The following is a 26,367-nucleotide window of genomic DNA, read 5'->3' as shown; positions in this document are numbered from 1 at the left end:
AAGTAATTGATCTCCACAGCTAACATCACCATGCAGTTCGGCGCCAAGCCGCTCTTTGAGAACGTCTCGGTCAAGTTCGGCGCCGGCAACCGGTATGGTCTGATCGGTGCCAACGGTTGCGGCAAGTCGACCTTCATGAAAATCCTCGGCGGCGACCTCGATCCGTCCGGTGGCCAGGTCATGCTGGAGCCGAATGTGCGCCTGGGTAAGCTGCGCCAGGACCAGTTCGCCTACGAAGAATTCACCGTGCTCGACACCGTGATCATGGGCCACGAAGAGCTGTGGAAGGTCAAGGCCGAGCGCGACCGTATCTACTCGCTGCCGGAAATGAGCGAAGACGACGGCATGGCCGTGGCCGAGCTGGAAACCGAGTTCGCCGAGATGGACGGCTACACCGCCGAATCCCGTGCTGGTGAGTTGCTGCTGGGCCTGGGCATTCCCCTGGAACAGCATTTCGGCCCGATGAGCGAAGTGTCCCCCGGCTGGAAACTGCGTGTATTGCTGGCCCAGGCGCTGTTCTCCGACCCGGAAGTGCTGTTGCTTGACGAACCGACCAACCACTTGGACATCAACACCATCCGCTGGCTGGAAAACATCCTGACCCAGCGCTCCAGCCTGATGATCATCATCTCTCACGACCGTCACTTCCTGAACAGCGTGTGCACCCACATGGCTGACCTGGACTACGGCGAGCTGCGCCTGTTCCCGGGCAACTACGACGAGTACATGACCGTGGCGACCCAGTCCCGCGAGCAACTGCTGTCGGACAACGCGAAGAAGAAAGCGCAGATCTCCGAGCTGCAATCCTTCGTCAGCCGCTTCTCGGCCAACGCCTCGAAAGCCAAGCAGGCGACCTCCCGTGCCAAGGCGATCGACAAGATCCAGCTGGCCGAGGTCAAGCCTTCGAGCCGCGTGAGCCCGTTCATCCGTTTCGAACAAACCAAAAAGCTGCACCGCCAGGCGGTCATCGTCGAGCGCATGGCCAAAGGCTTCGACGGCAAGCCGCTGTTCAAGGACTTCAGCTTCCAGGTTGAAGCCGGCGAGCGTGTGGCGATCATCGGCCCGAACGGTATCGGCAAGACCACCCTGCTGCGCACCCTGGTTAACGAACTGACTCCGGATGCCGGCAGCATCAAGTGGACCGACGCGGCAGAACTGGGCTACTACGCCCAGGATCACGCGAGTGACTTCGAAAACGACATGAGCCTGTTCGACTGGATGGGCCAGTGGACCCAAGGCGAGCAAGTGATCCGTGGCACCCTGGGGCGCATGCTGTTCTCCAACGACGAGATCCTCAAGTCAGTCAAGGTGATCTCCGGTGGTGAGCAAGGCCGCATGCTGTTCGGCAAGCTGATCCTGCAAAAGCCGAACGTGCTGATCATGGACGAACCGACTAACCACTTGGACATGGAATCCATCGAGGCGCTGAACCTGGCGCTGGAGAACTACCCGGGCACGCTGATCTTCGTCAGCCATGACCGTGAGTTCGTATCGTCCCTGGCCACCCGCATCATCGAGTTGAGCGCCAACGGCGTGATCGACTTCAGCGGTACCTACGACGACTACCTGCGCAGCCAAGGCGTGGTGTTCTAAAAGTAGTGACCTGAAACTGTGGGGAACAGGCTCGTTGTGGCGAGCGGGCTTTTGTGGCGAGCGGGCTCGCCACAAAAGCCGGTTTCTCAGTCAAAGTAGTTAGCCTGCTTCCTTTTCCCCCAAGCCCTTGCCATGATGCGCTCACCGCCCGCCCGCGAACGAGTGCCCATGTCTGCCGCCGCCCCCAGTTCACTGTCGATCACCCTGCAGATCGTCTCCATCGTCTTCTACACCTTCATCGCCTTTATCTGCATCGGCCTGCCGATTGCGGTAATCCCGGGCTATGTCCATGAGCAACTGGGCTTCAGCGCGGTGGTGGCCGGGATCACCATTGGCTCCCAGTACCTCGCAACCCTGCTCAGCCGTCCCATGGCCGGACGCATGTCCGACAACGTCGGCACCAAGCGCGCGATTGTGCTGGGGCTGGCGGGGATCCTGATCAGCGGTGTATTGACGTTCTTCGCCACCCTGGTGGACAGCCTGCCCAGCCTGAGCCTGGGGATTCTGATTGCCGGCCGGCTGCTGCTGGGCGTGGCCCAGGGCCTGATCGGCGTGGGCACCATCAGTTGGTGCATGGGCCAGGTGGGTGCCGAACATACCGCGCGATCGATTTCGTGGAATGGCATTGCCTCCTACGGCGCCATCGCCATCGGCGCGCCGCTCGGAGTGGTGATGGTCGCCGAATATGGCTACACCAGCCTGGGTATCGCGCTGTCGGTATTGGCGGCGCTGGGCCTGGTGCTGATCCGCAACAAACCCTCGGTGCCGGTGGTGCGCGGCGAGCGCCTGCCGTTCTGGGCGGTGTTCGGGCGCATCGCACCGTTTGGTGCCAGCCTGTGCCTGGCGTCCATCGGCTACGGCACCCTGACCACCTTTATCACCCTGTATTACCTCAATCGCGGCTGGGTCGGCGCGGCGTACTGCCTCACGGTGTTTGGCGTGTGTTTTATCGTCTCGCGGCTGGTGTTCATCTCGGCGATCAGCCGTTTTGGCGGCTTCAGGGCGGCGATTGCGTGCATGATCATCGAGACCTTGGGCCTGACGTTACTGTGGCTGGCGCCGTCCACCGGCGTGGCCTTGATCGGTGCGGGGCTGACCGGCTTTGGTTTGTCGCTGGTGTACCCGGCACTGGGCGTGGAAGCCATCAAACAGGTGCCAAACAGCAGCCGCGGTGCGGGCCTGAGTGCGTATGCGGTGTTTTTCGACCTGGCCCTGGCGATTGCTGGGCCATTGATGGGTGCCGTGGCGTTGAACCTGGGTTACAGCTGGATCTTCTTCTGCGCGGCGCTGTTGTCGGTCACGGCGCTGGGCGTGACCTTGCTGCTCAAGCGCCGCGCTTACTGATCGGCGGTCTGCAAGCCGGCGCGGGTAGATTGGCCGAGGGTGTGGGTGAAAAAACGCCCGGCTTCGGAAATCAGGTCGCGGTGGATGCCTTCACGGTCGACGCCGTCGGCATCGGTGCAGATCGCCGGCATCGCGGCCAATTGGTCGCTGTCGCACGGCGCCATGAACACGAAGTGCCCTGCCCCCGCCAGCAACTTGAAGTCCGGTGGTTCCGGCAGCTTGCGCGCCAGGGCGGCGGCGTTTTTGTCCACCGCCACCAACTTGTCGCCGTCGCCGCTGTAGAGCAGCACCGGCACGTGCACATCCGCCAGGGTGTGGCGGCCGAACATCAGGCTCAAAGGCGCCATCAACATCAACGAATGAATGCGCGGGTCGGATTGTGGTTGGAGGTCGTCACGGTCCATCACCAGTTCACCTTTGGTGGTGCAGGCATCGCGATCTTCGGGGCGTTCCTGGCAATAGCGGCGCAGGCGATCGAAATCCGGCTTGGCTCCCGCCAGGATCAACGCGGTTTCGCCACCGGCCGAATAGCCGATAACGCCCACCTGATCGACGTTGACGAATGGCGACAGCATCGGGTCAGCCAAGGTCGCGGTGATCGCTTCGGAAATCTGGATCGGCCGGCCGTACAGGTTACTTACCGTGCCCAGGCGGCTGTGGTCCTTGTAGTTATCGCCGGGGTGCAATACCGCGACCACCACAAAGCCTTTACGCGCCAGGGAGGTGGCCAGGTCATGCAGAGCCAACGGCGTACCGGTGTTGCCATGGGACAGCATCAGCATCGGGAAGCGGCCAATGGCGATCTTGGAATCTTCGGTAGCCGCGACGTGATAGGGACCCAGTTGTGTGCTGTGTTCATCGTCGGTGGACGGGTAGAACGCCACCGCTTTCATCGGTTGCAGATCCAGCGGGTCGAGAAAGGTCATGCGATGGAAGCCCACACTCCAATGGGGGTGCGGCGCAGGCGCGGCGTGCACTGAAATCAGGCCGCCGAGCAGGGAAAGAACCATAACGGCACAAAGACGCATCATGAGGATGTCCACCTTTGCTGCGTGACCACGTTCAACACCCGCGGCATGTCTATTTGAAAAGTCCATGGCTCAAGGTACTCACACTGGGTGATAAACCCATGCGTGCATAACCTGGGCCAAGGTAATGACAGCGGGTAAACGAAAAAACTCCGTACGCCAGTCGCTTCAAGACGACCAGAATACAGCGTTTAGGCGCCCGGCTTCAGATAGAAACCGAGCAGAGGCGAAATTTACACAAGCCTTACGCAGCGGCGAACAATTGTTCGTTGATCAGTACGTTCGCGTCGCTGATGGATTTGCTGCGTACTTCATCACCATAAGCCAGGCCGTGGGCGCGTACGAATTCGATGTCGGTAATGCCGAGGAAGCCCAGCATCACTTTCAGGTATTCCTCGTGGGCAACACCGGTTGCCTGGCCAACATGCAGGCCGCCGGAGGTGGAAACAACGATGACTTTCTTGTTACCGCACAGGCCTTCAGGGCCGGCTTCGGTGTAACGGAAGGTTTGACCGGCGACGGCGATGCGGTCAATCCAGGCCTTCAATTGGGTTGGAATGGTGAAGTTGTACATCGGCGCAGCCAATACCACGGCATCGGCGGCGAGGAATTCAGCCAGGGTCTTGGCACTGAGGTCGGCCTCGTGCTGTTGTGCGGCGTCACGCAGTTCGGCGGCGGTGCCCAGGGCGCCCAGGGTCGCGCCGGAGAAGTGGTTGATGCCTTCACTGGCGAGGTCGCGGTAGGTCACTTCCACACCCGGCTCGGCCGCTTGCCAGGCCTTGACTACGCCAGCGCTGAGCTGACGGGAAGCCGAGTTGTCGCCGAGGATGCTGGAATCGATGTGCAACAGTTTCATGGTGGATCTCCGAGTGTGGGATCGACAGTGGCGATCAGATGGTGGTGATGCTACGCATGAAACCAATAGTCGATAAGTCGCCTGAATTGCGATAGTTTGTCCCACTGACAGGACAATAGGCTGACCATGCAAGACCTCAACGACCTCTACTATTTCGCCAAAGTCGTCGAAGCCGGCGGCTTCGCGGCGGCCGGGCGGCTTTTGGGCATTCCCAAGTCGCGGCTGTCGCGGCGCATTGCCGAACTGGAAGAGCGCCTCGGCGCACGCCTGCTGCAACGCACCACGCGGCAACTGACCCTGACCGCCGTTGGCGAGCGCTACCTGCGCCACTGCCAGGCGATGCTGCTGGAGGCGGAAATGGCCGACGAGGCGGTGGCCAGCATGTCCAGCGAACCCCGCGGGCGGCTGCGGGTCACATGCCCGGTGGGGCTGGCGCAGCACTTCCTGCCAGAACTGGTCGCCGGATTTCTCGCCGCCAACCCCCAGGTACAGCTGGAGATGACCCTGGTCAACCGCCGCGTCGACCTGGTCGCCGAAGGCATCGATGTGGCACTGCGAGTGCGCGAGCTTGGTGACGAAGACCCGCTGCTGGTGACCAAGCGCCTGCGCCAGGCCCAGACCGTGCTGGTCGCCAGCCCCGCCTTCATGCTCGGTCGCCAGGTAAGCACCCTCGACGATCTCAAGCAACTGCCGATACTCGGTGCGCTGGAGGCGGATCGCCTGGTGCATCAGCGCATCCTTGACCCCCAGGGCAACCCACACGATCTGGCGATGGAAGCCCGCCTGGGCATCGACGACTTCATCGTGCGCAAGGCCAGCGCCGTCATGGGTCTGGGCTTTACCGTGCTGCCGATGATGTACTGCGAAGAGGAACTGGCCAACGGTCGGTTGGTGCAACTGCTGCCGCAATGGTCGTTGCCGGGCGGCTGGCTCCAGGCCGTCTACCCGCATCGCCGTGGCGTGCTGCCGGCGATTCGGGCCTGGATCGATTACCTGGAAGAAGGCTTTAAGAGCTGCGGAGACCGCTTGCTATGAAGATGACCGAAGCACAAGTCGCGAGTTTCTGCCTGAGCCTGCCCGGCGCGCGGGAAGACTACAAATGGGGTGGCGTGCGGGTGTTCTCGATAGCGGGCAACAAGATGTTCGCCCTGCAAAACCTGCGCGGTGATTCGCTGGCGTTCAAGGTCGACAAGGAATTGTTCCTCGGCCATGTGGACCGCCCTGGCATCCACCCGGCGCCGTACCTGGCACGCGCGCAGTGGATCATCATGAACACGCCCTACCCGCTGGGCGCCGAGGAACTGCGCGGCTTGTTGCAGCGCTCCCACCAGTTGGTGGTGAGCAAACTGCCCAAGCGCACGCAGATCGGCTTGCTGCTAGAGAACTGACAGTAGCGTGCCACCGAGGAACAACTGGTCCAGCCAGAACACCTGGTGCAACAGCACGATCACCCAGAACAGCACCTGGTAAGACACCTTGCGCGTCTTGTGCCGGAACACCTGCTGGGCAATCAATGCCCCCGGCCAACCGCCCGCCAGCTCCACGGCGTGGAGGATGTTCTCCGGGGTGCGCCAGCTGTCGGTGAGGGCCTTGCGCTTGTCGCTCCAATACAGGAAGAACGCCAGCACGCTGACCACGCCATAGGCCGCCAACGGAAGTACCGTTTCACCGCGCAGCCACACCAACACCGAACCCAGCAGCGGCGCCGTGCACAGCAGCACAAAAATCGCCGCTTTCAGGCGTGGGTGTTGAATCATCATGCCTTGGCCGCAGCCCAGTCGATCCAACCGAATTGCCAGGTCGCCAGGATCAGCAGGCCGAACGCAATACGGTACCAGGCAAATGCCGCGTAGCTATGGCTGGCAATGAACTTGAGCAGGCCCTTGACCGCGATCATCGCGAAGATGAACGAGGTGACGAAGCCAATGGCGAACACCGGCAGGTCCGCCGGCTGGAACAGGTCGCGGTATTTGTAGCCCGAGTACACCGCCGCACCGACCATGGTCGGCATGGCCAGGAAGAACGAAAACTCGGTGGCGGTCTTGCGCGACAGGCCGAACAGCAGGCCGCCGATGATGGTCGAGCCGGAGCGCGACGTACCCGGGATCATCGCCAGGCACTGGGCAAAACCGACCTTGAGCGCATCTTTCCAGGTGATGTCATCGACGCTTTCGGCGTGCACTTCATGCTCGCGGCGCTCGGCCCACAGCATGACGATGCCGCCGATCACCAACGCAGTGGCCACGGTGATCGGGTTGAACAGGTAATGGTGGATCAAATCGGCAAAGATCACCCCCAGCACCACGGCCGGCAGGAACGCGATCAGCAGGTTGACCGTGAAGCGCTGGGCATTGCGCTGGGTCGGCAAGCCGGTGACCACATCGAGGATCTTGCGCCGGAATTCCCAGACCACCGCGAGGATCGCACCCAGCTGGATGATGATATTGAACGCCATGGCACGTTCGCCGCCGAAGTCGAGCAAATCGGCGACGATAATCTGGTGTCCGGTGCTGGAGATCGGCAGGAACTCGGTAAGCCCCTCCACTACGCCAAGAATCAATGCCTGAATGGCTGTCCAAAAATCCATGCTTCCCCCAAAGGTCATGCCCTGTGGCATGCCTTATCAATCTTTTAATGGTTCACTGACGAGCGCACTGAAGGCCCGGTGTTGACCATGGGTCAATGCCGGTCTGCAAAAATTCTGTGAAAAATCAGGCAGTACTCAGGTTTTGCGATTTCAGGCCGAAAGCCTATCAGACAAGGCGTAAAAGTCGATGCGACGCCCACAATTATAAAAAGCCCGGAGTGACAGGACGATGAACAGTTTGCGTAATATGTCGATCAGCCGACGCCTCTGGTTGATCCTGATCGTCGCCGTGCTGATGCTGATGGCCCTGGGTTTGCTGATGCTCAAGCAGATCCACGACGACCTTTACCAGGCCAAGCGCCAGCAGACCCAGCACGTGGTCCAGACCGCCAGCGGGATCCTGACGTTTTATCACAGCCTCGAAACCACCGGGGTGATGACCCGCGAAGCCGCGCAAAAACAAGCCCTGAGCGCGGTGCGCGGCTTGCGCTATGACCACGACGACTATTTCTGGATCAACGACCTCACCCCCGTGATGATCATGCACCCGGCCAACCCGAAGCTGGACGGCCAGAACCTCTCGGCCATCCGCGATCCCGACGGGTTTGCCGTGTTCAACGAGTTCGTGATCCTCGCCAAGGCCAAGGGCGCCGGCATCATCAACTACCGCTGGCCGAAGCCGGGCGCCGATGCGCCGGTGGCGAAAACCTCGTATATCCAGTTGTTCGAGCCGTGGGGCTGGATCATCGGCTCCGGCGTTTACGTGGACGATGTGCAGGCCGAGTTCAACAGCCAGGTGTGGAAGGCCTCGTTTATCGGTCTGGGCATCGCCGTGGTAATGGCCCTGCTGGTATCGCTGATTGCCCGCAGCATCGTGCGCCCCTTGCAGGACGCAGTGAACGCCATGGGTAATATCGCCAGCGGCGAAAGCGACCTGACCCGCAGCCTCGACACCGACGGTCGCGACGAAGTCACCCAGCTGTCCCAACACTTCAACAGTTTCACTGCCAAGCTGCGCCAGGTCGTCAGCCAGTTGCAGGTGTGCGCCAACGCCCTGGGCCAGTCCTCCACGGAACTGGGCAACAACGCGACCCAGGCCCATGACCGCAGCCAGCAACAGTCCCAGCAGATGGAACTGGTGGCCACCGCCATCAATGAAGTCACCTACGGCGTGCAGGACGTGGCCAAGAACGCCGAACACGCCGCCAGCGAAATGCGCGATGCCCAGGCTCAGGCCCAGCAAGGCCAGGTCAATATCGACAGTAGCCTGCAGCAGATCGACCAGCTTTCCACCACCATCAGCGAGGCCGTGGAAGTGATCCGCACCTTGTCCAGCGAAAGCACGCAGATCGGTGGTGTGTTGGAAGTGATCCGCTCCATCGCTGACCAGACCAACCTGCTGGCGCTCAACGCCGCCATCGAAGCGGCACGCGCCGGGGAACAAGGCCGTGGTTTTGCCGTGGTGGCCGATGAAGTCCGCCTGCTGGCCCAGCGCACGCAAAAATCCACCGCCGAGATCCAGGCGATGATCGAGCGTCTGCAAGGTCACTCGGAAGCAGCGGTCAAGGTGATCAGCGACAGCCACAGCGCCTCGCAACTGACCATCGAACAAGCCGGCCAGGCCGGTGCCAGCCTCACCGCCATCGGCCAGGCGCTGCACAACCTCAACGGCCTGAATGCGTCGATTGCCAGCGCCACCCTGCAACAGGCTCATGTGGTGGAAGACATCAACCAGAACGTCACCCAGGCTGCGAGCTTGTCCCACAGCACCGCGCTGGCGGCGGAACAGTCCAACGTGGCCAGCGTGCACTTACGCGGGCTGAGCGAACAACTCGACAGCCTCTTGCGCCAGTTCAAGGTCTAACACCGCTCCAAATGTGGGAGGGGCTTGCCCCCGATGGCGATATATCAGTCTGCATATGTGCAGCTGTCCATCCGCTATCGGGGGCAAGCCCCCTCCCACATTTGCCCTACTGTGTTTTGAAGATTGCTGGCCTCTGGTTACAATCCCCGCCCTCTCCCACTCTCCCAAGGAACTGCCATGTCCGGGCTTGAACTGTTCGCCGCCGCCCTGGGGGTGATCGCTGTCTGGCTGACGGTCAAACAGAACCCCTGGTGCTGGCCCATCGGCCTGGTGATGGTGTTGCTGTACACCTGGGTGTTCTATGACGTGAAGCTCTATTCCGACATGCTGCTGCAGGTGGTCTACGCCGCCTTGCAAGTCTATGGCTGGTGGCAGTGGACCCGCGCCGGCGAGGTCAGGCAAGGACGCCAGGTCACCCGCCTGGGTTGGCCCGCAATCATGACCAGCATGGCCATCGGCGCGGTCGGCAGCCTGCTGCTGGGCGCTGCGATGGCGCACTGGACCGATGCCGCCCAGCCCTGGCTCGACGCCGCCCTCACCGGATTCAGCCTGGTGGCGCAAATGTGGATGGCGCAGAAACGCGTGCAGTGCTGGCCGCTGTGGATTGCCGTGGACGTGATTTTCGTCGGGCTGTTCCTCTACAAGGGCTTGTATCTCACCGCTGCGCTCTATGCCCTGTTCACCGTGATCGCCGTGCAAGGCTGGCGTGAATGGCGCGCCGACCCGGCGTTGCAACCATGAAGGTGGTCGTACTGGCCGGCCCCGAATCCAGCGGTAAAAGCTGGCTGGCCGCCGAACTGCACGCGCATTTTGGCGGTTTGATGGTGCGTGAATACGTGCGCGATTTCATGGACCATCACCAGCGCGACACCACCCTGGCGGATATTCCAGCCATCGCCCACGGCCAACTGGCCTGGGAAGATGCCGCCCGCGCCCGGCAGCCGCGCCTGCTGGTCCTCGACACTCACCTGCTGACCAATAAACTGTGGAGCCAGACCCTGTTCGGCGACTACCCGGCATGGCTCGACGACGAACTGCTGGCCCGGCAGTACGACCTGCACCTACTGTTATCGCCGGATGATGTGGAATGGACCGCCGATGGCCAACGCTGCCAGCCGGAACTGGCCGACCGCCGGGTGTTTTTCCAGGACAGCCTGGCGTGGATGCAGGCGCATCGACAGGCGGTGGTGGTCATCAGGGGGAGTTGGGAGGAGCGCCGCACCGCCGCGTTTGCTGCGGTAGAACAGCTGTTGTAGTGAGCGGGCTTGCCCCGCTCACTACAACACCGGGGCGGTTAGTAGCCCAACGACAGGCCGGTATTGCGACGCGGGTCATTCGCCCCATAGAAGCGGTTGTTACCTACCGGCTTACCCTCCAGGGACGGTGCCCCCACCAGGATCGCCGCCAAGTGGTTGGCATCCTGCGGCCCGGCAAACTTGTGGCCCCAGCTTTCCAGAATCTTCTGGGTGTCCGGGCTGACCGCGAAGGTCTCCAGGTTGGTGGTTTCCGGCATCCATTGCTGGTGGAAACGCGGCGCGTCCACGGCTTCCTGGATATTCATCTTATAGTCGATGACATTCAGGATGGTCAGCAAGGTCGCCGTAATGATGCGGCTGCCGCCCGGTGTACCCACCACCATCACGGCCTTGCCGTCCTTGGTCACGATGGTCGGGCTCATCGAGGAAAGCGGCGCCTTGCCCGGTGCGATGGCGTTGGCTTCCCCCTGGACCAGCCCGTACATGTTCGGTACGCCGACCTTGACGGTGAAGTCATCCATTTCATCGTTGAGGATCACCCCGGTCTTGCTCGCCATCACGCCCGCACCGAACCAGTCGTTGAGGGTGTAGGTCACCGAGACCGCGTTGCCCCACTTGTCGACGATCGAGTAGTGGGTGGTGTTGTTGCCTTCGTGCGGCGACACACCCGGCTTGATTGCCTGGGAATCCCCGGCCTTGTGCGGATCGATGGCGTCACGCAGTTTGGCCGCGTAGTTCTTGTCCAGCAGATGCTCGATCGGGTTCTTCACGAAATCCGGATCGCCCAGGTAGCTGTTACGGTCCACATAGGCGTGGCGCATGGCTTCGATCTGGTAGTGCAGGCCCTGGGCCGAGTGATAGCCCAGGTCAGCCATCGGGTAGCCTTCGAGGATGTTCATGATCTGGCAGATCACCACCCCACCCGAGCTTGGCGGCGGTGCCGAGACCACGTGGTAGCCACGGTAGTCGCACTCGATGGGCGCCAGTTCGCGGGTTTTGTACCTGTCGAGGTCGGCCTGGGTGATGATGCCCTTGCCGGCCTGGCTGGAATCCACCAGGGCCTTGGCGACCCAACCCTTATAGAAACCGTCGCTGCCCTTGGCGGAGATTTCCTTGAGGGTCTTGGCCAGGTCTTTCTGCACCAGCTTCTGGCCGACCTGCAGCGGCTGGCCGTTGTGCAGGAAAATCCCGCGCATATCCTTGTCTTTTTCGAACTCGCCGGTGGCGGTGTGCAGCAGGTCGATATCGCCCTGCTCCAGGGCAAAGCCGTTTTCCGCCAGCTTGATCGCCGGGGCAATCACCTGGGCGCGTTTGAGGGTGCCGTACTTGCTCAGGGCCAGCTCCATGCCGGACACGGTGCCGGGCACACCGACAGCCAGATGCCCCTTGGCACTCAAGCCTTCGACCACATTGCCGGCCTTGTCCAGGTACATATCAGCGGTGGCCGCCAACGGGGCTTTCTCGCGGAAGTCGAGGAAGGTCTTGCGCCCATCCGCCAGTTGCACGGTCATGAAGCCGCCGCCGCCCAGGTTACCCGCCGCCGGGTACACCACCGCCAGCGCGTAGCCGACCGCCACGGCGGCATCCACCGCGTTCCCGCCGGCCTTGAGTACATCCACGCCGACATGCGTGGCCAAATGCTGGGCGGTCACCACCATGCCATTTTCACCGGCCACCGGGGCCTGGGAAGCGGCTTGCACGCCGCTGACCGTCAACACCAAGGCGGTGGCAATTAATGCGCGGTTGAAGGGTTGGTATTTCATCCATGGCTACTCTAGTTATTGAGACGCACCAAAATAGCCCGCCCCGAATTTAATCCCCAGCGCAATGGCGTTTTTATTACAGAACCTGTCGGTCACAGAACGGAGCGGAAAAAGCCCATGCTATATTTCGCGCCCAAACTGTCCTGCAAGGCGCTTTGACATGGCGATCAAGAAGACCGGAATTCGTGCCCAACAGGCGGACCAGACGCGTTCGCGCATTCTGCAGGCGGCGGTCAAGGTGTTCACCCGCGACGGCTATTCCGGTGGGCGCGTCGACACCATTTCCAAGGAAGCCGACTCCAACGACCGCATGCTCTATTACTATTTCGGCAGCAAGGAACACCTGTTCGTCTGCGTGCTGGAACACACCTACGAGCAGTTCAACCACGCCGAAAGCACACTCAAGCTGGACCTGGATGCGCCGGTGCAGGCCCTGCGCGAGCTGGTCGCGTTTATCTGGAACTACTACGTCAAGCACCCGGAGTTCGTGGCGATCCTGAGCATCGAGAACCTGCACCAGGGCAAGCACGCCAAGCAGTCCGGCGAATTGCGCAGGCTGTCGGGGGAAGCGGTCGGCGTATTGCGCCCGATCATCGAAGCCGGCCAGGCCCAAGGCGTGTTCCGCAAGGATGTCGACCTCAAGCACGTGTACTTGATGATCGCCTCGCTGTGCTACTTCTATAACTCCAACCGCCACACCCTCAGCTCATTCCTCGGCGAAGACTTGTCGAACAAGGGGCAGCAGCAGGATTGGCTGGGGTTTATCAGTGACCTGGTGGTGCGCGGCGTGACCCCCCTCCCACCGCTTTAACCCTGTCGTGTCAGTGAGTACCAGGGTTGGCGCGCAGCTGCGCGACCTTCTGTTCCACCCCACTCCACACCGGCGCATTCGGCGCAAACCGCCCGCGCAGGTACGCCACCAGATCCGCCACCTGGCTGTTGGACAAACTGTCCTTGAAACCCGGCATGTAGCCCAGGTCCTTGGTCGCAGGTTTGCTGATGCCTTGCAGGATCACCTTGATCAGATTGTCCGGCTGGTCGCTGTACACATTGGTATTGGTTGCCAGCGACGGGCTCACCCCAAACAATTTCGGCCCCAGCCCGTCGGCGTGGCAGGCCTTGCACGCACCTTCGAACACGCGCCGGCCATTGGGATTTGGCACCGTGGCAACCACCTGCACTTCAGCAACGGCCTCGCCCTTCAGCGACGCCAGGTACACCGCCATCGCACGGATATCTGCCTTGGGCAGTTTCGACAACTCGCTCACCACCGGCCCCATCGGGCCTGCCGCCACACCATGGGCATCGGAATAGCCGGTGCTCAGATAGGTGAATAGCTGGTCCTCGGTCCACGGCGTCGGCGCCTTCGACAACCCGGTCAGTGCCGGCGCCTCCCAGCCATCGACCATGCCGCCCGCCAGGAAGGACTTACCACCCTTCTCGGCCCCCATGAAATTGCGCGGCGAGTGGCACGCGGCGCAGTGGCCCAAGCCATTCACCAGATAATTGCCGCGATTCCATTGCTCGCTGCGCTCAGGCTGCAGCGATATTTCACCGCGGCGCAGATTCAACGCATTCCACCCCGCCATCAGCGGCCGGATATTGAACGGAAAACCCATGGCATTCGGCGTCGGCGCCTGGCTGACCGGCGCCTGGGACATCAGGTAGGCGTACAGCGCCTGCATATCCGCATCGTTGATATTGCGAAACGCCGTATACGGAAACGCCGGGTACAGGTTGCGCCCGTCGCGACCAATGCCATCGCGCATCGCCCGCTCGAACGCAGGATAAGACCAGGCGCCGATGCCGGTCTCTACATCCGGGGTGATATTGCTGCTGTACAGGGTACCGAAGGGGGTTTCCATGGCCAATCCACCGGCATTGACCGCGCCACCGGGCGCCGTATGGCACACCGCGCAATCGCCCACCGCCGCCAGCAAGCGTCCGCGCTCCAACGTGGCCTTGGACCAAGTGCCGGCACTCGGCGCCGCGATGGGTGCGATTTCATTGTGAAACGGCCAGGCCGTAGCCAGCAGCGCGCCCAACGTCGCGAACAGCGCACCAAACCACCACTTGCGGCGTTTTTCCGGCGACCTGGCCGGCTCACCCAACGTGCCGGCACTCAGCGCCGCCAGCACCCGCTCCGGGGTGATCGGCAATTCGCGAAAACGAATCCCGGTGGCGTCGTAGATCGCATTGGCAATCGCCGCCGCGCTGGGCACCGACGCCGATTCACCCGCGCCCATAGGCGGCTGGTCCTGACGCGGCATCATCAGCACGTCGATCTGCGGCACCTCGGGGAACGTCAGGATCGGGTAACCGCCCCACTCCTTGCTCGCCACCGTCGACTCTTCAAAGGTCACACGCTCCTTGAGCACGCGGCTGGTGGACTGGATCACATTGCCGTGGATCTGATGCTGCACGCCAGACGGGTTGATCATCATCCCCGCGTCATGCCCGATCACCACCCGCGTCACCGACACATCGCCGGTGTGCTTGTCGATGGCCACGTCCGCTACCCAGGCGGCCCACGCTGCGCCGAAGCCGGGGAACTTGCTGTGGATGTAGCGCGCGTAGGCAAAGCCGCGACCGCGCAGCAGGTGGTCTTCACTGGCGGTCTGCATCGGCGCGGTGCGCGGTGACCAGTTGGCGCGTTCGGCGGTGGATTTCACCAGGTCGATGGCGCGCTCGTCCTTCAGATAGCGCAGGCGGTATTCCACCGGGTCGACGCCGGCCGCGAAGGCCAGCTCATCGATATAGGACTCGTGGGCAAAAGTGTTGGGCAACGCCGACACGCCGCGCATCCACGACGCGCGCACGATGGGCGCCATGTCGTTGATGGTCACGCGCAGGTTGTCGATGTCGTAGGGCGGAATCGAGGTGCGGTCGCCCATCTCGAACATCGCCGCCAGCGGTTCGACGCGGCCGGTGAGCAAGAGTGCCAGGGTCGGTGCGCCGTTGGAGGGGTAGCTGGTGTCGAAGTCGTAGGAGGCGATGCTGCCATCGGCGTTGAGGCCGCCGTCCACCTCCATCAACTGCGCGGTGCCCTTGGGCTCCCACAGGTGCTCCTGTTCGCGGCTCAATTGCACGCGCACCGGCTTGCCCACCGCTCGGGACAACAGCAAGGCATCGGCGCACACATCGTCGGCACAATTGCGTCCGTAACAGCCGGAAGCTTCCATGCGGATGACCTCGATCAGCGCCTCATCGCATTCCAGCAACCACGCCAGGTCGGCGCGCAGCAGGTGCGGGTTCTGGCTGCCGGACCACACGCGGCTGCCGGCCGGCGAGTAATCGGCCAGCCCGCAGGAGGGACCGATGGAGCCATGCATCTGGTATGGCCACAGGTACGTACGCGGCATGCGTTGGCTGGCGTCGGCCAGGGCTGCGTCGACATTGCCCTGGTCGAGCACGGTGCGGCGCACCCGTGGGTTATCGCGGATGGCCTGTTCCACATCACCCATGTCCGGCAGCGCGGTATTCCAGGGTTTCCAATGCACCTGCAACGCCTGGGCAGCCTTGATCGCCTGCTCTTCGCGCAGCGCCACCACGCCGACAAAATCGCGGATCACCACTACCGCGACGATCCCGGGGATATGGGCGATGGAACCTTCATCCACGCGCAGCAGGCTGTTGCCGACAAAGTCACCGCAATCAAGCCCCGCATACGGCGGGCGGATCACCCGGCCGTGGAGCATGCCCGGCACACGCATATCGTGCACATAGGTCAGTTCACCGGTGGCCTTGCCTGGGATGTCTACCCGCGCAGCGCCCTTGCCCACCAGGCGATAGTCCTCGACGGCCTTGAGGGGCGCATCGCCGCTGATGCGCAACTGGTCGTGCTGGCCGCTGACCAGTTCCGCGTAGGTGCTGGTACGCCCGTCGACGCCGTGAATCATGCCGCCTTCCACCCTGAGGCTGGCCGTGCTTACGCCCCAGCGCCCCGCCGCCCGCGCCAGCAAGAAGCGCCGCGCCTCCGCCGCCGCATTACGCAGTGGGATCGCGGAAACCTGCAACGTCGCACTGGCAATGGTCGCGCCCTGGTTCGGCACGCGCTCGGTATCGCCGAGCACCATCTTCACCTGCTTCATGCTCAGGTCGAGTTCCTCGGCGACGATCTGCGCCAGCGCGGTACGTATGCCGGTGCCCAGGTCCACATGGCCGTTGAATGCGTACACCAGGCCGTCATCGTTGACGGCAATAAACAGCCCCAGCTCCTTGGGCTTCACGCTGGGCGTACCCCCCTTGGCCACCGGCCCCGAAGGCGGCAGCACGTCATCGACGATCAACAGAACGCCGGTCTTGGCCAGCCACTGGTCACGGGAAAGCGGGGTGTCGGTCATGGTGATCCATCCACGTTCATCAGGCGCGCGGCTCGCAGCACCGCGCGAAGGATTTCGATATGGGTGCCGCAGCGGCAGAGGTTGCCCGCCAGCTCAAGGCGCACCTGGGCTTCGCTGGGGCTGGGGTTACGGTCGAGCAAGGCCTTGGTGGCCATGATCATGCCGTTGAGGCAGTAGCCGCATTGCGCGGCCTGCTCATCGATAAAGGCCTGCTGCACCGGGTGCGGCGCCTCGCGGGTACCGAGGCCTTCGAGGGTGACGATCTTGCGCCCCACCGCGCCCGACAGCGGAAATACACACGACCGCGCAGCGACGCCATCGATGATCACGGTGCACGCACCGCACTCGCCCAGGCCGCAGCCGTACTTGGGGCCGTTGAGTTGCAGATCATTGCGCAGTACCAGCAACAGCGGTGTATCCGCCATGGCGCTGACTTCGCTGGTTTGCCCATTGACCTCAAGCGCTACCGTGATGTGCTGGCTGATCATTTGCTTCGCCCGAATCATTTGATGAAGTAGGCACTACATTAATAAGCCAAAAAAAAGCGTCGCGAACCTGGGGTCTCACGACACACTTGACTGATGAAGTGCCTGCTACATCAACACAGAGCAAAAACGATGCCAGCCGGCTTTATTCCTGGGGATCGTCGATCATCTTGCGCAACAGAAACAGCACCGCGATCCGTTCGGCAGGGTTGAGGTTGCTCATGGTCAATTCGCTGATCTGTGCGGCGCGGGGCGTGGTTTGCGCGACCAGCTCGGCGCCGGCGGCAGACAGATCGACCACCACCTTACGCTTGTCCTGCGGGTCGGGCTCAAGGGTGATCAGTTCCTTGGCCTTGAGCCGCTCGACAATCCCGCGAATGGTCGCCTGGTCCACGGCCGTGGCCTTGACCAGTTCAGTGAGGGAACTTGCACCGTGATCGCGCAACGCACACAGGGTGACGAACTGCACGGCGGTAAGCTGGGAATCGCCGACATTCTGCTGAAAAATCGCCAGGTGGCGCTGGTAGGCCTTGCGCAGCAGGTGGCCAACTTGTTCAGAAAAAACGTAGGAATCAGGCACGGCGAGCTCGGTGGGTGGTTGGCGATGGGTGGGCATGATGGCCGCGTTATTGGATGTACTCAAGTTTCCCACTGAAGAAACTCGGTCAAACATGTGGGGGACTTGACCCCCACATTGGATTTTCAGCGTGCCAGGGAAGCTTTTGGGGCAACCACATCCCCGCCAATGACCACCGCCTCATCATCCAGATACACATCGCAGTTACGCAGCGGAATATCCATATGGCAGGGCGTCTTGCGTGTGCCACCCACTTCGGTATTCGGCCCGGTGGAAAACAGGAAATTGCCATAGAACGCCCGCGCATCCATGCACATGCCGTCATTCTTGTCGTGCAGCCCCATGGCCGTCCACTGCGCCCGTGGCTGCAGGCCCCAGCCGATATGGGAGATGCCGTACACCTCGGGATCATTGAAGTACTTCATGTAGTCACGCAGGTACTCGGCCTCGAAACCGCCGTGGATCCCGGTGATAAAGCCCTTCTCGATTTCCAGGGTGATCTGCTCGCGGGTATAGGTCTTGAACGGCAGCAGAATATCGCCGACATCCAGCACCAGCACGCCCTCGGCGGTTTCTTCATTGGGCCAGGAAAACAGGAAACCGCTCGGCCAATGGTCCCAGCGCCCCGGCTCATCGGCAAAACCGTACTCGGTCACCGACGGGTACTGCCCCAATGCGGCGCGGAAATCACTGCCGGCGCGGGACTTCACATGGATCGAACGCGCCTTTTTCAGTAACTGCTCGGCGGCCAGCACACGCACCTTGTCGGCCTCGGTGGGCAGCATGCGCGCCAGCACTTCCGGCGGTTCCACCGCCAACAGGATGCGCGTGCCGGTCTTGAGGATCTGCTCCTGCTCCGGCGAATGCAGCAGCATCATGGTGTCGACGATCAGGTCGGCCGCCTCCAGGGCGCGCTGGGCGGCGAGATTGCCGGTGAGCGCGGTGTCGCCGCAGTAGGCGGTCATGTCATTGCCCATCGCCCGTGGATGGTTGAACGATGGCAGCTCCACCGCATACACCTTGGCCCCCAGGCGCTGCGCCGCATCCATCGCGGCGCGCACGGTGCGCGGGTCGGAGTAATGGCTCTTGAGCACGGCAACGCTCTGAGTCGGATCGACCTTCGACAGCTTCAGCACGTGTTCAAACATCTGGGTCAGTTCGCAATCGCTTACCGGCATTTTCCTGTCTCCTGTGGGCTGCACCACGTTCAGGCATCGCGCTTCACACTGGTGCATTTATATAGCGTACACGCCAATTAATATTGATAAGACCTGAATTGAAGACGGACTGCAAGCACCGCACAAAAACGTTACCTTTTCACACATACCCAACAGATAAAGGGATAAATACAGTACAGATGACGAATACAGCCAAAAAACAATTTCATTAACTTGGGCTTTCAATTTTAAAAAAGTAGCGTATACACTAAAAAACTCGCGGACAGATGCCGCCGACAATCAAAGAGACAGAGGATCACGCCCCATGGGAAGCACACAAAAAATCGCTATCGTCGGTGCCGGCCTGGGCGGTGCAGCTGCAGCCACCCTGTTGCAGCAAGCCGGCTTCGACGTCGACATCTACGAGCAGGCACCCGAGTTCTCCCGGCTGGGCGCGGGGATCCACATGGGCCCCAACATCATGAAAATCTTCCGCCGCATGGGCATCGAAAAGCAGCTGGACCTGATGGGCTCGCACCCCGAGTACTGGTTCAGTCGTTGCGGCGAAAGCGGTGAATACCTCTCGCGTATCCCGCTCACCGGCTATGGCGCGTCCTACATCACCGTGCACCGCGGCGACCTGCACGCCCTGCAGATGTCCACCCTCAAGCCTGGCACCCTGCACTTCAACAAGCGCCTGGAAACCCTCGAAGAAACCGACACCCAGGTGCGCCTGACCTTCGCTGACGGCGAAGTGACCTATGCCGACATCGTGATCGGCGCCGACGGCATCAATTCAAAGATTCGCGAGGAACTGCTCGGCGCGGAAAAGCCGTTGTACAGCGGCTGGGTCGCGCACCGCGCGCTGATCCGTGGCGACCAATTGGCCAAGTACGACTTGAAGTTCGAGGACTGCATCAAATGGTGGACCGAGGACCGCCACATGATGGTCTACTACACCACCGGTAAGCGCGACGAGTACTACTACGTGACCGGCGTGCCCCATGCCGAATGGGACTTCCAGGGCGCGTTCGTCGACAGCAGCCGCGAAGAGATGTTCGACGCCTTCAAGGGCTACCATCCCACCGTGCAGGCGTTGATCGAGAGCACCGAAAGCGTGACCAAGTGGCCGTTGCGCAACCGCAACCCGTTGCCGCTGTGGAGCCGTGGCCGTCTGGTGCTGCTGGGCGATGCCTGCCACCCGATGAAGCCACACATGGCCCAAGGCGCCGGCATGGCCATCGAAGACGCCGCGATGCTCACCCGCTGCCTGCAGGAAACCGGCATCAGCGACTACCGCACGGCCTTTGGACTCTACGAAGCCAACCGCAAGGAGCGCGCATCCCGCGTGCAGGCCGTATCGAACGCCAACACCTGGTTGCGCACCCAGGAAGACCCGGCCTGGGTCTATGGCTATGACCTCTACGCCCAGCCGCTCAAATCGGGGGTGGCCGCGTGAGTACCTTCCTCTACGGCGGCAACGTCCAGGCCAATGGCATTCGCCAGCATTACCTGCGCTATGGCGGCAAAGGCCCGACTCTGATTCTGATCCCGGGCATCACCAGCCCGGCGATCACCTGGGGCTTCGTGGCCGAGCGCCTGGGCGCGCAGTTCGACACCTACGTGCTGGATGTACGCGGGCGCGGGCTGTCCTCGACGGGTCCGGAGCTGGATTACAGCGCGGATACCTGCGCCGAGGACGTCGGTGCCTTTGCCGATGCGCTGAACCTGGACAGCTACCACCTGATGGGCCACTCCATGGGCGCGCGCTTTGCGGTGCGCAGCGCCGTGCTGCATCCCCAGGGCGTCAACCGCATGGTGTTGATCGACCCACCGGTATCCGGCCCGGGCCGACGCGAGTATCCGAGCAAATTGCCGTGGTACGTCGACTCGATCCGTCAATCCCTGGTCGGCATGGATGCACAGGCGATGCGCGCCTTCTGCGCCACCTGGACCGACGAGCAACTGCACCTGCGCGCCGAATGGCTGCACACCTGCTTTGAGCCCGCCATCGTGCGCGCCTTCAATGACTTCCACACGGTGGACTTCCACCAGGACCTGCCCCACCTCATGGCCCCAGCCCTATTGATGGTGGCCGGACGCGGCGGCGTGATCCTCGACGAGGACATCGCCGAGATCCAGGACCTGCAACCGCGCATCCAGGTGGTCCGCGTGCCGAATGCCGGACACATGATTCCGTGGGATGACCTTGAAGGTTTCTTCGATGCCCTCGGCGACTTCCTCACACAACAATAAGGACACTTCCATGCAGAAGCCCTACCGCATCGGCCAGATAGTGCCAAGCTCCAACACCACCATGGAGACCGAGATCCCCGCCATGCTCACCGCACGCCAGGCGATCCGCCCCGAGCGCTTTACCTTCCACTCCAGCCGCATGCGCATGAAGCAAGTGCGCAAGGAAGAACTGGCGGCCATGGACGGCGAATCCGACCGCTGCGCCGTCGAACTGTCCGACGCCAAGGTCGACGTGCTGGGGTATGCGTGCCTGGTGGCGATCATGGCCATGGGCTTGGGTTACCACCGCAAATCCGAACAACGCCTGCGCAAGGCCACCGCCGATAACGACGCCAACGCCCCGGTGATCACCAGCGCCGGTGCGCTGATCGAAGGCTTGCAGGTGATGGGCGCCAAGCGCATCGCGATTGTCGCGCCGTACATGAAACCGCTGACCGAGCTGGTGGTGAACTACATCCGCGAAGAAGGCTTCGAGGTGGTGGACTGGCGCGCGCTGGAGATCCCCGACAACCTCGAGGTGGCCCGCCACGACCCGGCCAACCTGCCGGCCATCGTTGCCGGCATGAACCTGGAAGGCGTCGACGTGATCGTGTTGTCGGCTTGCGTGCAGATGCAGTCGCTGCCGGTGGTGGCCAAGGTCGAGGCGCAAACCGGCAAGCCGGTGCTCACCGCCGCCATCGCCACCACCTACGCCATGCTCAAGGCTTTGGACCTGGAACCCATCGTTCCCGGTGCGGGCGCCCTGCTCTCCGGTGCGTACTGAAGTGAGCCCTGTTCGAAAATGAGGGATTGAAAAGATGAGCGAACAATCCGCCAACGCCAACTACCAGGGCGTGTGGGGCAACCGCATCGGCTTCGGCAAGAAAGCCGCGCTGCTGATGATCGACTTCATGCAGGGCTACACCACCGAAGGCGCGCCGTTATATGCACCCGAAGTGGTTGTCGCCGTGGCTGAAAGCATCGAACTGTTGGCTACCGCACGTCAGCACGGGATTGCGGTGGTGCACACCAATATCCGCTACCATCCCGGCCATTTCGCCGATGGCGGTATCTGGGTGAAAAAAGCTCCGGTGATGAAAGACATGGTCGAAGGCAACCCACTGGCGGCGTTCTGCGCCGAGGTACTGCCTCAAGCCGATGAAGTGGTGATCACCAAGCAGTACGCCAGCGCGTTTTTCGGCAGCAGCCTGGCTTCGATGCTGCATGCCCAGGGTATCGACACGGTGGTGCTGGCCGGCTGTTCCACCAGCGGCTGCATTCGGGCGACGGCGGTGGACGCAGTGCAGCATGGGTTTCGCACCATCGTCGTGCGTGAGTGCGTCGGTGATCGACACCCGGCACCCCATGAAGCCAACCTGTTCGACATCGACAGCAAGTACGGCGACGTGGTGAGCAAGCAGGAGGCCATGAGCAAGTTCAGGGAGCAATGAGGCCTTACCCCCAACCGCGCCACAGAGCACGGCACCTGCAGAACATTTCTGACACTGCCTTTGGAAGCCGCTTCGACAGCATTCCGAAGTGCTGAAACAAAAGCGGCTGTATAAAAACCATAAGTCACCGCCAGGAGACACCCGATGCCCATTGCGAATGCAGCGCCCGCGACCACGGTCGCCGATCCGGTCAACACGCTTTACCACAAGATCACCTGGAAGCTGATTCCCTTCCTGTGCTTCTGTTATCTGGCCGCTTACCTCGACCGGATCAACATCGGCTTCGCCAAACTGCAGATGCTCGACCAATTGCAGTTCAGCGAAACCGCGTTCGGCCTCGGCGCCGGGCTGTTCTTTGTCGGCTATATCCTCTTTGAAGTCCCCAGCAACCTGGTACTGGAGCGGGTCGGCGCAAAGATCTGGATCGCGCGCATCATGATCACCTGGGGCCTGTTGTCGGCCTGCACCATGCTGGTCACCTCCACGACCCAGTTCTACATCCTGCGCTTCCTGCTCGGCGCCGCCGAAGCCGGGTTCCTGCCTGGCGTGCTGTACTACCTGACCACCTGGTTTCCCACCCATCGGCGCGGGCGCATCATTGCGCTGTTCATGATCGGCCTGCCGCTGTCCAGCGTGATCGGCGGCCCGTTGTCCGGCTGGATCATGGGCCACTTCGACCACATCGGCGGCCTGCGCGGCTGGCAATGGCTGTTCCTGATCGAGGCGGTACCCAGCGTAGTGCTCGGCGCGCTGACGTTCTGGGCGCTGCCCAACACCTACCAGCAAGCCAAATGGTTGTCGGACGAAGAAAAAGCCTTGCTCGAAACCGAACTGCGCAAGGACGACACCGATGGCGCCGGCAGCAAGCACAGCTTCCGTGACGGATTCTTCAACCTCAAGGTGTGGATGCTCGGCGGCATCGACTTCTCGATCCTGCTCAGCGCCTACGCCATGGGCTTCTGGATGCCGACGTTCATCCGCAACGCCGGGGTCACCGACACCTTCCATATCGGCATCCTCACCGCCCTGCCGAGCGTCGCCGCCCTGCTGGGCATGCTGTTGATCGGCGCCAGCTCCGACAAACACCGCGAACGCCGCTGGCACATCATCGTGCCGTTTTTCATCGGCGCGGCGGCGATGGCCACCAGCACCTTCTTCACCCATAACGTCGCGGCTACCGTGGCGCTGTTCGCGATTGCTTCGGCGGCGATCATCGGCGCAGTGCCGGTGTTCTTCAGCCTGCCGGCGACCTTTCTCAAAGGCACCGCCGCCGCCACCGGTTTTGCCCTGGCGTGCTCGCTGGCGAATATCGCCGGCCTGGTGAGCAACTCGTTGATGGGGGTGGCGATCGACGTCACCGGCAGCAGCGCCGGCGCGCTGTGGTTCTTTGCCGGCTGCCTGATCCTCAGCAGCTTCCTGGTCATCGCGTTGCCGGCGAAACTGGTCAATCGCTGACCCCCCTGTACCGCACCCGCCTTGCGCGGGAGCGGTCATCCTCAGCCCGCCAGGGCAAAGCCGCGCTGCAGGTCTTCGCATTAAAGCGGCCACTCGCGCAGGCCTGGGGGTGACGCCGCGCAGCATGGAAATGCTCGGCCCGGATATGCGCGTGCCGGGCGAAACGGATGGGTTGCCGAGGTTGCCGGAGGTCACGTACTACCTGTGGATTCGGCCGAATACGGCAAACCCGATTGCGCGCAAGGCGTATGACTTGATTCGGGGCAACCAGGGCCTGTAAAGACGGGGCTGGCATCTGGATTTTATCCCGTTAGAATCATCGCCATTCCCGTCTGCCCTCCCTGACACGAGCCCCTTCATGAGCGTTGATTTCGACACGATCCACCCCCGCCTCGGCACTGGCAGTACCAAATGGAACCGTTACCCGGCCGATGTGTTGCCGATGTGGATCGCCGACATGGACATCGCCGCGCCGCCCGCCGTTCTCCAGGCCCTGCACGCTCGCGTCGACCAGCAGATTCTCGGCTACAGCGTGGCCGGCCCGGATGTACGCGAGGCCATCGTGGCCGACCTGTGGGCCAAGTACGCCTGGCGCGTACAGCCCGACGACCTGCTGTTCCTGCCCGGCGTTGAGCCTGGCTTCAATATGGCGCTGCACGCCTTTGTACAACCGGGCCAGCCGGTGGTGCTGCAAACCCCCAACTATCGCCCGATTCGCCTGGCGCCCGGCCACTGGAACCTGCCGCGCATCGAAGTACCGTTCGAGTTGAGCAACGCTGAATACATCACCCCCATGCCCGCCCTGCGCAAGGCCCTGACCGGCGCCGGCGCACTGCTGCTGAGCAACCCGCACAACCCGATCGGCAAGGTCTTCCCCCGCGAAGAACTGCAGGCCTTGGCCAATGCCTGCCTGGAAAACGGCGCGCTGATCATCAGCGACGAAATCCACGCCGAGCTGTGCTTCGACGGCCGCCGCCACATCCCCACCGCCAGCCTCAGCCACGAGATTGCCCAGCGCACCATCACGCTGATGTCGGCGAGCAAGGCCTACAACGTAGCCGGCTTGAAGACCTGCTTTGCGGTGATCCAGAACGCCGAGATTCGCGAGCGCTTCAACCAGGCCCGCTGCGGCATGGTCGACAGCGTCAGCCCCCTGGGCCTGGAAGCCACCCGCGCCGCCTACAGCCAGTGTGGTGAATGGCTCGACGCGCTGAAGCAGTACCTGCAAGCCAACCGCGATTACCTGTTCGAGGCCGTGCAAACCCGCTTGCCCGGCGTGGTGATGCATGCGCCGCAAGGCACATTCCTCGCCTGGCTGGACTGCAGCGCCCTGGGCCTGGATGACCCACAGCACTTCTTCCTGGAGCAGGCCAAGGTCGGACTGAGTGCGGGGATCGAGTTCGGTGACGACAGCCAGCAGTTCGTGCGCCTGAACTTCGGCTGCCCACGGGCCTTGCTGGAAGAGGGTCTGCAACGTATGGAGCGTGCGCTGCAGCAGCGCTAAGGCACCGTCGCAGGTTTTATCAATGTGGGAGCAGCGCTCCCACATCAGGTGGGCGTCACAGCTTGGCGATGGACACTTCGGTGGACTTCACAAAGGCAATCACTTCGCTGCCTACCTTCAATTCCAGGTCACGCACCGAGCGGGTGGTGATCACCGAGGTGACGATGCCGGATGCGGTTTGCACGTCAATTTCGGACACCACCTCCCCCAGCAGAATTTCCTTGATCACGCCCTTGAACTGGTTGCGCACGTTGATCGCTTTAATGGTCATGTCGGCTTTCCTTTTGGCTGTTGGGTCAATCCGCACGAATGCGCAGGCCCTCAAAGTGCGTTATCCGAGAGAACATTAAAAGGAATATATAACTATTTATTTATTCCATATAGAAATATACAAGCTGTTGCCCCATCAACAGCCGATCAACAATTTGCTCCCCCCGCGGTAGCAGCTTTCGAGTCTCGGCAAGGCTGCGTCGGCCGCGACTCGATCCTGGGTCGGCAGTGCGCCTGACGCATCCTCGACGGCGAAGTGGTGTTTGTGTTTCGGGAACCACGCCTGATGCCTGGGCTCACGGTGGAGCCGAACATCGGTATCAGCGATGACAACCCCTGAGACCGGGCGCTGGTGATGGACAACCAACCGAGCAGCATTCGCCAGGCACTGGCGGTCGACCTGCCGCACCCGAGAGACCGACGTGATCCGTTGCTGGCCCGGCTCAAGGCGCTGGCCTTGACCGAGTTGCAGCGTGCCCACGTGATCTGAGGACTACTCGTAACCTGTGGCGAGCGGGCTTGTCCCGCGTTGGGCTGCGAAGCAGACCCAAAGCCAGGCGCTGCGGTTTACCTGACAGAACACAGGAATCCTGATTGGG

General features: G+C 62.1%; 24 protein-coding genes and 3 pseudogenes. 17 read left to right on the top strand and 10 right to left on the bottom strand.

The genetic code is table 11. From position 1 onward, the window contains the following. Window positions 1–6 precede the first annotated feature (6 nt). Together HDC32_RS00240 and HDC32_RS00235 are read left to right on the top strand one after the other, a co-directional pair. Window positions 7–1,593, top strand: a complete 1,587-nt coding sequence (locus tag HDC32_RS00240) for an ABC-F family ATPase (RefSeq protein ID WP_074846575.1) — start codon at window positions 7–9, stop codon at window positions 1,591–1,593. Between the two features lie 168 nt (window positions 1,594–1,761). Further along, window positions 1,762–2,937, top strand: coding sequence for an MFS transporter (locus HDC32_RS00235; protein WP_131696487.1), 1,176 nt, complete (start codon window positions 1,762–1,764; stop codon window positions 2,935–2,937). Here the strand turns inward: HDC32_RS00235 and HDC32_RS00230 are convergent. Beyond that, window positions 2,931–3,968, bottom strand: a complete 1,038-nt coding sequence (locus HDC32_RS00230; protein ID WP_184742025.1) for a dienelactone hydrolase — start codon at window positions 3,966–3,968, stop codon at window positions 2,931–2,933. The genes HDC32_RS00235 and HDC32_RS00230 overlap by 7 nt on opposite strands. Window positions 3,969–4,209: 241 nt before the next feature. Continuing rightward, complete coding sequence (locus HDC32_RS00225; protein ID WP_184742024.1) at window positions 4,210–4,821, bottom strand: FMN-dependent NADH-azoreductase; 612 nt, start codon at window positions 4,819–4,821, stop codon at window positions 4,210–4,212. 126 nt (window positions 4,822–4,947) lie between these two features. Between HDC32_RS00225 and HDC32_RS00220 the strand changes: the two genes are divergently transcribed. Both HDC32_RS00220 and HDC32_RS00215 read left to right on the top strand, forming a co-directional pair. Further along, window positions 4,948–5,856 carry a LysR substrate-binding domain-containing protein gene (locus HDC32_RS00220; protein ID WP_131696490.1) on the top strand — a complete coding sequence of 303 codons (909 nt, stop codon included), beginning with the start codon at window positions 4,948–4,950 and terminating at the stop codon, window positions 5,854–5,856. Continuing rightward, a complete protein-coding gene (locus HDC32_RS00215) occupies window positions 5,853–6,209 on the top strand; it encodes an MmcQ/YjbR family DNA-binding protein (RefSeq protein WP_184742023.1) in 357 nt (118 codons plus the stop codon). The genes HDC32_RS00220 and HDC32_RS00215 overlap by 4 nt, the downstream gene beginning before the upstream one ends. Here the strand turns inward: HDC32_RS00215 and HDC32_RS00210 are convergent. Both HDC32_RS00210 and HDC32_RS00205 read right to left on the bottom strand, forming a co-directional pair. After that, entirely contained in the window at window positions 6,198–6,581 is a 384-nt protein-coding gene (locus tag HDC32_RS00210) for a DUF1294 domain-containing protein (protein WP_131696492.1), read from the bottom strand. The two genes, HDC32_RS00215 and HDC32_RS00210, sit on opposite strands and share 12 nt — an antisense overlap. After that, the gene (locus HDC32_RS00205) at window positions 6,578–7,408 is read right to left on the bottom strand and encodes an undecaprenyl-diphosphate phosphatase (RefSeq protein ID WP_065941752.1); all 831 of its coding nucleotides are present in this window, start codon (window positions 7,406–7,408) and stop codon (window positions 6,578–6,580) included. Before HDC32_RS00205 ends, HDC32_RS00210 begins: the two co-directional genes overlap by 4 nt. Window positions 7,409–7,637: 229 nt before the next feature. Between HDC32_RS00205 and HDC32_RS32300 the strand changes: the two are divergent. The 4 genes and pseudogenes from HDC32_RS32300 to HDC32_RS00190 form a co-directional block, all read left to right on the top strand. After that, window positions 7,638–8,417, top strand: a pseudogene (locus tag HDC32_RS32300) (cache domain-containing protein); the annotation flags it as partial. A 120-nt stretch (window positions 8,418–8,537) separates the two neighbouring features. Next, entirely contained in the window at window positions 8,538–9,272 is a 735-nt protein-coding gene (locus tag HDC32_RS32295; protein WP_409438475.1) for a methyl-accepting chemotaxis protein, read from the top strand. A 177-nt stretch (window positions 9,273–9,449) separates the two neighbouring features. Next, complete coding sequence (pnuC, locus tag HDC32_RS00195; RefSeq protein ID WP_131696494.1) at window positions 9,450–10,013, top strand: nicotinamide riboside transporter PnuC; 564 nt, start codon at window positions 9,450–9,452, stop codon at window positions 10,011–10,013. Further along, window positions 10,010–10,528: an AAA family ATPase gene (locus HDC32_RS00190; RefSeq protein WP_131696495.1), complete on the top strand. Its 519-nt coding sequence runs from the start codon at window positions 10,010–10,012 to the stop codon at window positions 10,526–10,528. The genes pnuC and HDC32_RS00190 overlap by 4 nt, the downstream gene beginning before the upstream one ends. 38 nt (window positions 10,529–10,566) lie before the next feature. Here HDC32_RS00190 and ggt read toward each other — a convergent pair whose 3' ends face one another. Then, window positions 10,567–12,291, bottom strand: coding sequence for a gamma-glutamyltransferase (gene ggt, locus HDC32_RS00185; RefSeq protein ID WP_131696496.1), 1,725 nt, complete (start codon window positions 12,289–12,291; stop codon window positions 10,567–10,569). Between the two features lie 160 nt (window positions 12,292–12,451). Between ggt and HDC32_RS00180 the strand changes: the two genes are divergently transcribed. Continuing rightward, window positions 12,452–13,102 (top strand): TetR family transcriptional regulator, encoded by a 651-nt coding sequence (locus HDC32_RS00180; RefSeq protein WP_145338824.1) that lies wholly within the window; start codon window positions 12,452–12,454, stop codon window positions 13,100–13,102. A 10-nt stretch (window positions 13,103–13,112) separates the two neighbouring features. Here HDC32_RS00180 and HDC32_RS00175 read toward each other — a convergent pair whose 3' ends face one another. From HDC32_RS00175 to HDC32_RS00160, 4 genes are all read right to left on the bottom strand, one after another. Continuing rightward, on the bottom strand, window positions 13,113–16,634 hold the full coding sequence (locus HDC32_RS00175; RefSeq protein ID WP_184742021.1) for a molybdopterin cofactor-binding domain-containing protein: 3,522 nt from the start codon (window positions 16,632–16,634) through the stop codon (window positions 13,113–13,115). Continuing rightward, the gene (locus HDC32_RS00170) at window positions 16,631–17,122 is read right to left on the bottom strand and encodes a (2Fe-2S)-binding protein (protein WP_131696499.1); all 492 of its coding nucleotides are present in this window, start codon (window positions 17,120–17,122) and stop codon (window positions 16,631–16,633) included. The genes HDC32_RS00175 and HDC32_RS00170 overlap by 4 nt, the downstream gene beginning before the upstream one ends. Before the next feature lie 142 nt (window positions 17,123–17,264). After that, window positions 17,265–17,699: a MarR family winged helix-turn-helix transcriptional regulator gene (locus HDC32_RS00165; RefSeq protein WP_131696656.1), complete on the bottom strand. Its 435-nt coding sequence runs from the start codon at window positions 17,697–17,699 to the stop codon at window positions 17,265–17,267. Between the two features lie 122 nt (window positions 17,700–17,821). After that, a complete protein-coding gene (locus HDC32_RS00160) occupies window positions 17,822–18,874 on the bottom strand; it encodes a 2,5-dihydroxypyridine 5,6-dioxygenase (protein WP_131696500.1) in 1,053 nt (350 codons plus the stop codon). A gap of 304 nt (window positions 18,875–19,178) precedes the next feature. Here HDC32_RS00160 and HDC32_RS00155 point away from each other — a divergent pair, with 304 nt between their 5' ends. The 7 genes and pseudogenes from HDC32_RS00155 (at window position 19,179) to HDC32_RS00125 (ending at window position 25,498) form a co-directional block, all read left to right on the top strand. After that, window positions 19,179–20,312 (top strand): FAD-dependent monooxygenase, encoded by a 1,134-nt coding sequence (locus tag HDC32_RS00155; protein WP_145338822.1) that lies wholly within the window; start codon window positions 19,179–19,181, stop codon window positions 20,310–20,312. Then, entirely contained in the window at window positions 20,309–21,109 is an 801-nt protein-coding gene (locus HDC32_RS00150; protein ID WP_184742020.1) for an alpha/beta fold hydrolase, read from the top strand. The genes HDC32_RS00155 and HDC32_RS00150 overlap by 4 nt, the downstream gene beginning before the upstream one ends. 10 nt (window positions 21,110–21,119) lie before the next feature. Then, a complete protein-coding gene (locus HDC32_RS00145) occupies window positions 21,120–21,872 on the top strand; it encodes an Asp/Glu racemase (protein ID WP_131696503.1) in 753 nt (250 codons plus the stop codon). 34 nt (window positions 21,873–21,906) lie between these two features. Next, window positions 21,907–22,539: an N-carbamoylsarcosine amidohydrolase gene (locus HDC32_RS00140; protein WP_131696504.1), complete on the top strand. Its 633-nt coding sequence runs from the start codon at window positions 21,907–21,909 to the stop codon at window positions 22,537–22,539. A 144-nt stretch (window positions 22,540–22,683) separates the two neighbouring features. After that, a complete protein-coding gene (locus tag HDC32_RS00135; RefSeq protein WP_131696505.1) occupies window positions 22,684–23,994 on the top strand; it encodes an MFS transporter in 1,311 nt (436 codons plus the stop codon). A 79-nt stretch (window positions 23,995–24,073) separates the two neighbouring features. Beyond that, window positions 24,074–24,274, top strand: a pseudogene (locus HDC32_RS00130) (LysR family transcriptional regulator); the annotation flags it as partial. A 78-nt stretch (window positions 24,275–24,352) separates the two neighbouring features. Beyond that, entirely contained in the window at window positions 24,353–25,498 is a 1,146-nt protein-coding gene (locus HDC32_RS00125; protein WP_184742019.1) for a MalY/PatB family protein, read from the top strand. Window positions 25,499–25,553: 55 nt separating this feature from the next. Here the strand turns inward: HDC32_RS00125 and HDC32_RS00120 are convergent, their stop codons facing one another. Further along, window positions 25,554–25,769, bottom strand: coding sequence for a molybdopterin-binding protein (locus tag HDC32_RS00120; protein WP_003173733.1), 216 nt, complete (start codon window positions 25,767–25,769; stop codon window positions 25,554–25,556). 339 nt (window positions 25,770–26,108) lie between these two features. Here HDC32_RS00120 and HDC32_RS32290 point away from each other — a divergent pair. Beyond that, window positions 26,109–26,258 (top strand): annotated as a pseudogene (locus tag HDC32_RS32290) (ABC transporter ATP-binding protein); the annotation flags it as partial. Window positions 26,259–26,367: the final 109 nt, after the last annotated feature.

The sequence above is a fragment of the Pseudomonas sp. JAI120 genome, from assembly GCF_014207255.1.
Taxonomy (GTDB): Bacteria; Pseudomonadota; Gammaproteobacteria; order Pseudomonadales; family Pseudomonadaceae; genus Aquipseudomonas.
Note: the sequence above shows the minus strand (reverse complement) of the source record. Positions and strands in the feature narration are given on the sequence as shown.